The following is a 6,063-nucleotide window of genomic DNA, read 5'->3' on the forward strand; positions in this document are numbered from 1 at the left end:
GCAGGCCACCCTTCTCATATGCGTACGACCGGTGGGTCAAGGCCAGCGTCAGCAACTCATCGTTCAGTTCGACGCCCAGCGCCGCCGTCAGGACCGTCCGATCTGCCGAGCTCACGATCGCGGCTCCACCTGATCATCGGTCACCTGATCGTCGGTCACCTGATCGTCGGTCGCCTGATCGTCGGAGACGCGGTCCATGAGGGCTGCCCACCGCGGGTCGATGATGTCGTGCCGGTGGTCGGGTTCGGCGTCGGCCAGGCGGATCCCGCACTCGACGCACAGGCCGGGGCAGTCGGCGCTGCACACCGGGGTGAGCGGAAGATCGGTGCCGACCGCGTCGATGATCACCTGCTCCAGGTCGACGAAGTCGTCGATCAGTCGGGCAACGTCTTCGGAATCGGTGGTCTGCTCGGTAACGCTGTCCGGGTAGGCGAACAGTTCGGTGAGATAGAGGTTCACCGAACCGTTCATCGGTTCCAGGCAACGACCGCACTGGCCTTCGGTGTCCGCCGCGGCCGTGCCGGTCACCAGCACTCCCTCGGAGACCGACTCCAGCCGCAGATCAGCGGTCACTTCCCCGCCGACCGGAATGCCGACCATCTCGACGCCGATCCGCTCGGGCGCCGCGAAGGTCCGGTGCACCTCGATCATGGATCCTGGCCGTCGAGGCAGGCTTCGGACGTCGATTACATAGGGACTATTGCTGTCAATCGCGCTCACACCGCGATTTTACCCCGCCATCTCGTGCGGGTACTCGACGTAGTCGTGCATGGCCGCACCCGTCCGCAACTGCTGACGGCCGCGATTGACCGATCGGAGGGTGCCGGTAAGGACTTCCTCGAAGCCGGCGAGCTTCTCGTCGACGTAGATATCGCACTCACCGCGCAGCCGATCGGACTCGGCGTAGGCGGCGTCGACGAGGCGTTCGGCCTCGGACTTGGCGGCCACAACGACCTCGGCCTCCGAGACCAGCCGCTGCTGCTCGGCGATACCGTCGGCGACCGACTTGTTGTAGTTCGCGTTGCCCGATTCGACGGCGCGGGCGGCCTCGGCGCGAGCGCGCCCGGTCACGGCCTCAAATTCACGCTGCGAGTTGTGCGCCAGCCGCTCGGCTTCCTCGCCCGCGGACTGCTGGATCGTGTGGGCATGGGCGGTGGCCTCGTCGACCATCCGGTCGGCCCGCGCCTTGGCCTCGGCCAGGATGCGATCGGCCTCGTCGCGCGCGTGCTGCACCGTGGACGTGGAGTTTTGCTGCGCATCGGTGAGCATGGTGTCGGCACTCTCGCGGGCGTTGCCGATCAGGGTGTCGCGCTCGTCGAGCACGTCCTGCGCGTCGTCGACCTCCATCGGGAGCGCATTACGCAGGTCCTCAATCAGCTCGCGCATGGCTTCACGCGGCACGACGCAGTTCGCCGACATCGGCACACTGCGAGCCTCCTCGACCATGTGCATCATGTCGTCCAGTACTTCAAAGCAGCGGTACACGGTAACCCCTATCGGCATTCTGATGTTCTAGTGGTCATTGTGCCGAATGTTGTTCGTGTGACTGGGGAGGTTGACGCTGCGTGTCGCGACGTGTCGCCGACTCAGACCGAGCGCACACCCTCGATCCGGTCCATCAGCGCCCGGTAGATCGTCGGCGAGAGGTACGGGGCCGCATCGCCACCGAGCTTGGCGACTTCTTTGACCAGCGAGCTCGACACGTGCGCATACCGCGGATCGGTCAGCATAAAGAAGCTCTCGGCCCCGGACAGTTCCCTATTCATCTGCGCCATCGGCGCTTCATAGGCAAAGTCCGTCTCCGACCGCAGCCCCTTCACGATCGTGGTGGCATCCTCCTCACGCACCAGATCCACCAACAGTCCGGTCCAGCTGCGCACTTCGACGTTGGGCAGATCCGCGCAATCGGCCTCGATCAGGGCGATGCGCTCGGCCGGGGTGAACATGCCCTGCTTATTCGGATTGACGACGACGGCGACGATCACCCGCGCGAACCGCGCCGCCGCCTGGGCCACCACGAACCGGTGGCCCAGGGTAAACGGGTCGAACGAGCCGGGCACGACTGCAGCACTCATAGGGCAAACTCTACTGCGATCGCGACTACTCTTGCGGCCGCGCCAGGGTGATGGCGGTATCGCCATAGACCTTGCTGGCCACCGGCGCCAGGCGGTCCGGCCAGTCCACCGGATCGCTGCGCGTGGCGCGTTCGAGCACCACCCAGGCGTCGTCGTCGAGATGGTCAACCAATGCGGTCAGTACCGCCCCGACGTTCTCCGATTACACGTCGTACGGCGGGTCCAGAAAGACGAGGTCGTACCGCGGGCCCGGCCCGGACAAAAACGACACCACCGTTCGGTTGACGACGCGCGCGGTGGCACCCGCTCCACAGACCGCGATGTTCTCCCGGGCGACGGCGGCAGCTTTACGATCGGACTCGACCAGCACCGCGCTAGCGGCTCCGCGCGAGAGCGCTTCCAGCGCCAGCGCACCCGTCCCGGCATAAAGATCGAGAACACTGCTGCCGGTGAGGTCCATCCGGGCACCCAGCATGGACGCGATGGCCTCTCGGACGCGATCAGATGTCGGGCGCGTCGAGTCGGCGGGCGCAGCGAGTCGACGGCCGCGGAATTCTCCGGCGATGATGCGGGGCATGCGCCCATCATCGCAGAGTCGATTCCGGGCTGCGGGGCGCGTCAACCTCGCCGCGCACTACTGCGATAACCACCCCGATCAGCACGACCCCGCAGGCCTGCGCCAACGACAGGCGCTGGTCGAGGAGAAAGAATCCTGCCAGAATCGCGAAGACTGGCAGCAGTCCGAGGAACAGCGCATATAAACGTGGCCCCACCCGGCCAATGCAGTAGACATCGATCGCGTACGGGACCACGCTTGCGAGCAGCGCGATTGCGAGACCTCGTCCCACTGTGGACCATTCCAGTTCCAGCGCGGCAAGCCCGGTGTCGGAGTTCGCGCCGACGGCCAGTTCCAGCAATGTCATCATCGGCGCAACGACCACCAGCCCCACGGCCAGCGCAGCGAGGGCTGTACGGACTGAGTCGAAATACGCAGCAACCACAATGTAGGTGGCCCACAATGCCCCGGACAGGAGCGCCAACACCACGCCGACCGTATTCACACTCGATGTCCCCGACGGATACGTCATCAGTCCGATCGCCACCGCGCAGAGCAGGGCAAGTGCCAGGCTGCGGCGACTGCGCGAAAGCGCGACCGCCAGCACGATCGGCCCGAGGAACTCCAGTCCAGTCGCCAGCCCGAGGTCGATCTCGGCCATCGCGTAGAAGTTCACGATGTTGAGCAACCACATCAGTAGACCGAACCCCAATGAGGCCAACAGAAACCGCCGCTGACGGAGAATCGGTAGCCGCCACACCCGGAGAACGACAAGCAACACCAGCCCGGTTAGCAACGATCGAAACCAGGCAGCTGCAATCGGCCCCAACTGGTCGAAGCCACGAATTGCAACGGCATAGCCGAGGTACTGCGAGACGCCGCCTACGACGAACAGCGTGAATACGAATGAACTGCGCGAGCTGGTCCACCTAGTCATCGCCGTGAACGACTGCGCAGATAGATGAACAGCACGATCAGGATCACAGACGCCGACATTGAACTGATGAGGATCGCATCGGTGGCCTGTCCAGAAAGCCAGCCCGTCAGGGACTCGCCGCCAGGGCTGTAATCAGCCATCGACGGATCCGTGGCCTCCACACGTCCGGTATCCGCGACTGCGAGCAAGGTACCTAGAATCGACGTCACTCCAATAAACAACAAAATCACATCTGTCCCCAGCGTGGACCGCTCGGCCCTCACCTCACCGAGACTTTGGAGCTTCTTTTGGACCTGTTCCGATTTCGCAACTACCGGCTCGACGAGATACTTGTCGACGTGCCAGTCGGCAAGGATGTTCTCCACCTCTATCCGATCAGGCCGCAGGAAGTAGCGTGAAGCACGCGCATGCTCAAACAGCACTATCTGGGCACGTTCAGCCGCCTCCTCCAGTTTTCCGCGGAGCTCACGGAGCTGCCTCATCGAGTCCGCTGAATCCGCAGCACCGAGGATCTGGAGCAGCCGATCGTCGTGGAACTCGAGCGCTGAATAGAGATAGTGGCAGTACATTAGCGAATCGACACGGCTCTCGCTAGCCCTGGTATAGACCGGCTTCAGCCAGCGGACAATCGCATCCAGCCGATCCGCAGGCTCCAGTAGCGCATCGATCTCGGAATCGGTAGCCAGGTCGTCGCTCAACCAGCCTCGGAGAAAGCTCCTCATCGTCGGGCTCGCATCCTTGTCGACGACAAGCACGCGCGATGACCAAAGTAGTTCCGGAGCGATCGTCTCGTCTGCGTACAGGATCCCTTCTTCCTGCGCCACCGGTAGCACCTTGGTCCGGACCACCTCTAGGACTCGCTTGGCTAACGGTGCGGCAACGTCGCCAATCAAGGTGGTGGTGGCCGACTCGAAATCCTCGGGCCGCCCGACTGCGTCTCCCGGCCACTCGTAGTCGATGCGCAGTACTCCTACGGTGTGCTCGCACAGGACAATTTCGGCGTCAATCGCCAGGACTCCCGCCGCGGACAAGTGCTCGGGCAGTTCGACGAAGTGGACGGGGATCTCGACGACCAGCGAGTTATAGGGCATCTCCCCGAGTCGCACATCTGAGACCGGCACCTTCGGTTCGAGCCGAGTACCGCCCATCGCCTCGACCATCTCCGGTGGCCGATCGACGGAAACCTCCGAGCGCGGGTACTTCATGGTCAGCGCCGGCCGTAGCGGATCCCCATTCATCGGGACAAATCCACCGACCCGAGCGGCGACCTTGCCCCACCGGGCGCGGTAACCGATGGGATCCGAGTAACGCAGGCCTCGTGGTTCGGAGTACCCGGTCGCGAGCGTACTGATCACAGTCAGCTTCATGAGCCCTCGCCAAGCCGAATGCTGGCGAGTTCAGTGAACCGCAGCGCCCCACGGAGAGGGCCGCCGAGGATCTTGACACGAAACAGTTCGCGACCGGCGATCATCTCGGACCTCCAGTTCGTCACCAGAATTGGCGTTCCCGAGGGTGTGGGGGAAGCCCTGCCGTCCCCATCGACAACGCTCACGGCACCACCGTCGGGCGAGTCGAGCGTGCCGTAGTCCACCGGCGGATTCTCGGTTGCCGCCCGTGCCACGCCAAACTCGCTGCTCACCGCCAGACTGGTCAGGGCCCCGTCGATCGCATCGATCGCCTTCTGATCAGCCGATGCCGAATACATCAAGCGAAGGCCTTCACACGAGTCGGTCGCCGCGCGGACGCCCGCGGACGCCCCAGGCGTCAAACAGTTCTGAGTAGCGTGGCTCACCGGCAGGGTGACCACCGAGAAGGTATCGACGTCGTCAAGTTCGGCCAACGCCGCGGATCCGGCCGACTCGCTTTCCGAGACCGCGTCCACTTCACCCTCGACCAGGGCCCGCATCGCGTCCGGCCCACTGGCGAACTCCCGCACTCTGCTCGCCGAGTCCATAATCTCACTGACCCCTTGGCTATAGCCATAGCCGTTGATCCGCCCCCAGGTCAGGCTGGTCAAATCGCGGCCGGCGGCGACTTCGGACCGCGTCGAGGCCCGTACAAAAGTCACGTAACGGAACTTGACGATCGGGACGCTGAATCGGTACTCTGCGCGCGCCGCAGTTTCGATCAACGGAAAACCGGCGAAGACCTGATCGCGCTCGACGCGCGTCGGAACATCGTCCCAAATACCGTAATCGAACACCGGCGCTAAGCCGGCCTTTCGCAACGCGGCGGCCACCATCTCGGTGACCGGTCCGCCGTTGAGATCGGACGGGTCGACAAACGGCTTCCATGATCCCGTTGCGATCTTCACCACCCGAGGCGGTGCCATGGGATCATTCCGCAACACCCGCCAGACTGCGGCGACGCTCGCGATCAGGAGCACTGCCACGAGCGCGAGCGGTACAAACTGCCGCCACGCCTGCCCTGTCTTGTCCACGTCGGTCATGCTACCCAGGCCGTGGAATCATGGACTTATGCGCACCGCCCCGGCC

Annotated in this window: 8 protein-coding genes and 1 pseudogene; all 9 read right to left on the minus strand. The window is 64.1% G+C overall.

Annotated features, from left to right (window positions below; genetic code table 11):
* A pseudogene (locus WAW85_RS04265) lies at nt 1-118 on the minus strand (ribonuclease III); the annotation flags it as partial.
* Nucleotides 112-651, minus strand: a complete 540-nt coding sequence (locus tag WAW85_RS04270) for a YceD family protein (protein ID WP_422558410.1) — start codon at nt 649-651, stop codon at nt 112-114. The gene WAW85_RS04270 and the pseudogene WAW85_RS04265, both read right to left, overlap by 7 nt.
* 78 nt (nt 652-729) lie before the next feature.
* Nucleotides 730-1,485 (minus strand): DivIVA domain-containing protein, encoded by a 756-nt coding sequence (locus WAW85_RS04275; protein WP_422558411.1) that lies wholly within the window; start codon nt 1,483-1,485, stop codon nt 730-732.
* Nucleotides 1,486-1,586: 101 nt separating this feature from the next.
* Entirely contained in the window at nt 1,587-2,075 is a 489-nt protein-coding gene (coaD, locus tag WAW85_RS04280) for a pantetheine-phosphate adenylyltransferase (RefSeq protein ID WP_422558404.1), read from the minus strand.
* 25 nt (nt 2,076-2,100) lie between these two features.
* Nucleotides 2,101-2,247: a hypothetical protein gene (locus tag WAW85_RS04285; RefSeq protein ID WP_422558405.1), complete on the minus strand. Its 147-nt coding sequence runs from the start codon at nt 2,245-2,247 to the stop codon at nt 2,101-2,103.
* Between the two features lie 30 nt (nt 2,248-2,277).
* Nucleotides 2,278-2,652 carry a 16S rRNA (guanine(966)-N(2))-methyltransferase RsmD gene (rsmD, locus tag WAW85_RS04290; RefSeq protein ID WP_422558406.1) on the minus strand — a complete coding sequence of 125 codons (375 nt, stop codon included), beginning with the start codon at nt 2,650-2,652 and terminating at the stop codon, nt 2,278-2,280.
* Nucleotides 2,653-2,659: 7 nt separating this feature from the next.
* Nucleotides 2,660-3,568, minus strand: coding sequence for an EamA family transporter (locus tag WAW85_RS04295; protein ID WP_422558407.1), 909 nt, complete (start codon nt 3,566-3,568; stop codon nt 2,660-2,662).
* Entirely contained in the window at nt 3,565-4,935 is a 1,371-nt protein-coding gene (locus WAW85_RS04300) for a hypothetical protein (protein ID WP_422558408.1), read from the minus strand. The genes WAW85_RS04295 and WAW85_RS04300 overlap by 4 nt, the downstream gene beginning before the upstream one ends.
* Nucleotides 4,932-6,017, minus strand: a complete 1,086-nt coding sequence (locus WAW85_RS04305; RefSeq protein ID WP_422558409.1) for a substrate-binding periplasmic protein — start codon at nt 6,015-6,017, stop codon at nt 4,932-4,934. Before WAW85_RS04305 ends, WAW85_RS04300 begins: the two co-directional genes overlap by 4 nt.
* Nucleotides 6,018-6,063: the final 46 nt, after the last annotated feature.

The sequence above is a fragment of the Gordonia sp. (in: high G+C Gram-positive bacteria) genome (genome assembly GCF_049299075.1).
In the GTDB taxonomy this organism is placed as follows: domain Bacteria; phylum Actinomycetota; class Actinomycetes; order Mycobacteriales; family Mycobacteriaceae; genus Gordonia.

Bases quoted from the DNA above. Each gene is read 5' to 3' on its own strand.
- WAW85_RS04270 (WP_422558410.1), bottom strand. From the start codon at position 651: ATGATCGAGGTGCACCGGACCTTCGCGGCGCCCGAGCGGATCGGCGTC.
- coaD (WP_422558404.1), bottom strand. From the start codon at position 2,075: ATGAGTGCTGCAGTCGTGCCCGGCTCGTTCGACCCGTTTACCCTGGGC.
- rsmD (WP_422558406.1), bottom strand. From the start codon at position 2,652: ATGCCCCGCATCATCGCCGGAGAATTCCGCGGCCGTCGACTCGCTGCG.
- WAW85_RS04295 (WP_422558407.1), bottom strand. From the start codon at position 3,568: ATGACTAGGTGGACCAGCTCGCGCAGTTCATTCGTATTCACGCTGTTC.
- WAW85_RS04300 (WP_422558408.1), bottom strand. From the start codon at position 4,935: ATGAAGCTGACTGTGATCAGTACGCTCGCGACCGGGTACTCCGAACCA.
- WAW85_RS04305 (WP_422558409.1), bottom strand. From the start codon at position 6,017: ATGACCGACGTGGACAAGACAGGGCAGGCGTGGCGGCAGTTTGTACCG.